Below are 1,435 nucleotides of genomic sequence, written 5' to 3'. Positions count from 1 at the left end.
GCTACCTGACTGGTCATTGCCGGKCGGTTGGCTGCAAGCGGTCTACCCTCATCGGCGCGGGGTAATGCCGGCAGTACGCGCCTGGATCGACCATTTGATCGAATCATTCAATGCCTGTGGGGACCGACTGTTATGAAGGCAAGACCAATGAGCGAAGAGGATGTCGCGCAATTCTGCCTGGCGCTGCCCGGCGCGCGGGAGGATTACAAGTGGGGGGGCGTAAGGGTGTTTTCGATTGCCGGGAGCAAGATGTTCGCCTTGCAGAACCTGCGGGGCCAGTCMCTGGCCTTCAAGGTCGACAAGGACCTGTTCCTGGGCCATTGCGACCGACCGGGCATTCACCCGGCGCCGTATCTGGCCCGGGCGCAGTGGATCATCATGGACACGCCCTACCCGCTGGGCACCGAAGAGCTGCAAGGCTTGCTGCAACGTTCCCACCAACTGGTGGTGAGCAAGTTGCCCAAGCGCACGCAGATCGGCTTGCTGCTTTAAAACAGCTTTAGAACAGCGCGAACAGCTGAGCACCCAAAAACAACTGGTCGATCCAGAACACCTGATGCATCAGCACGATGAGCCAGAACACCAGTTGAAACGAAACCTTGCGGGTCTTGTGCCGAAACACTTGCTGGGCCAGCAAGGCACCCGGCCAACCGCCCGCCAGTTCCACCGCGTGCAAGACGTTCTCCGGCGTGCGCCAGCTGTCGGCGCGGGCCTTGTGCTTGTCGCCCCAGTACAGGAAAAACGCCAGCACGCTAACGATGCCATAGGCGGCCAGGGGAATCACCGACACCCCGCGCAGCCACAGCGACACCGAGCCAAACAACGGCACTGCGCACAGCAAAACGAACACCAGCAATTTCAACCGCAGGTTTTGAATTGCTCCCCCGGGCTTGCGCCCGGGGTTGTTGCGTGCGGCGGCGTCGCTCATGGCTTGGCCGCGGTCCAGTCGACCCAACCGAACTGCCAGGTCGCCAGAATCACCAGGCCAAACACAATGCGATACCAGGCGAATGCCGCGTAGCTGTGGCTGGCGATGAACTTGAGCAGGCCCCGGACGGCGATCATCGCAAAGATAAACGCGGTGACAAAGCCGATGGCGAACACCGGGAAATCAGCCGGAACAAACAGGTGGCGGTATTTGTAGCCCGAGTAAACCGCTGCGCCGACCATGGTTGGCATGGCAAGGAAGAACGAGAATTCGGTGGCCGTCTTGCGCGACAACCCGAACAGCAAACCGCCGATGATCGTCGAACCGGAACGCGAGGTCCCCGGGATCATCGCCAGGCACTGGGCGAAACCGACTTTCAGGGCCTCTTTCCAGGTGATGTCATCGACGCTTTCGGCATGCACGACATGCTGCCGGCGTTCAGCCCACAACATGATAATCCCGCCCACGACCAATGCGCTGGCCACGGTTATCGGGTTGAACAGGTAC

At 60.6% G+C, this 1,435-nt stretch carries 3 protein-coding genes and 1 pseudogene; 2 read left to right on the top strand and 2 right to left on the bottom strand.

Annotated elements, in window-relative coordinates; translation table 11 throughout:
- Both AC1DLB_RS29920 and AC1DLB_RS29915 read left to right on the top strand, forming a co-directional pair.
- A pseudogene (locus AC1DLB_RS29920) lies at positions 1-136 on the top strand (LysR family transcriptional regulator); the annotation flags it as partial.
- Positions 133-492, top strand: a complete 360-nt coding sequence (locus AC1DLB_RS29915; RefSeq protein WP_026286414.1) for an MmcQ/YjbR family DNA-binding protein — start codon at positions 133-135, stop codon at positions 490-492. The pseudogene AC1DLB_RS29920 and the gene AC1DLB_RS29915, both read left to right, overlap by 4 nt.
- A 7-nt stretch (positions 493-499) precedes the next feature.
- On the opposite strand, the gene AC1DLB_RS29910 is transcribed toward AC1DLB_RS29915, so the two are convergent.
- Together AC1DLB_RS29910 and AC1DLB_RS29905 are read right to left on the bottom strand one after the other, a co-directional pair.
- Positions 500-928 (bottom strand): DUF1294 domain-containing protein, encoded by a 429-nt coding sequence (locus AC1DLB_RS29910; protein WP_086946410.1) that lies wholly within the window; start codon positions 926-928, stop codon positions 500-502.
- A partial coding sequence (locus AC1DLB_RS29905; protein ID WP_477786278.1) for an undecaprenyl-diphosphate phosphatase occupies positions 925-1,435 on the bottom strand: 511 nt, incomplete at its 5' end. The genes AC1DLB_RS29910 and AC1DLB_RS29905, both read right to left, overlap by 4 nt.

The organism is Pseudomonas sp. 05N434 (genome assembly GCF_056396965.1).
The sequence above is the reverse complement of the archived record's forward strand: the minus strand, read 5'-3'. Positions and strand labels throughout refer to the sequence as shown.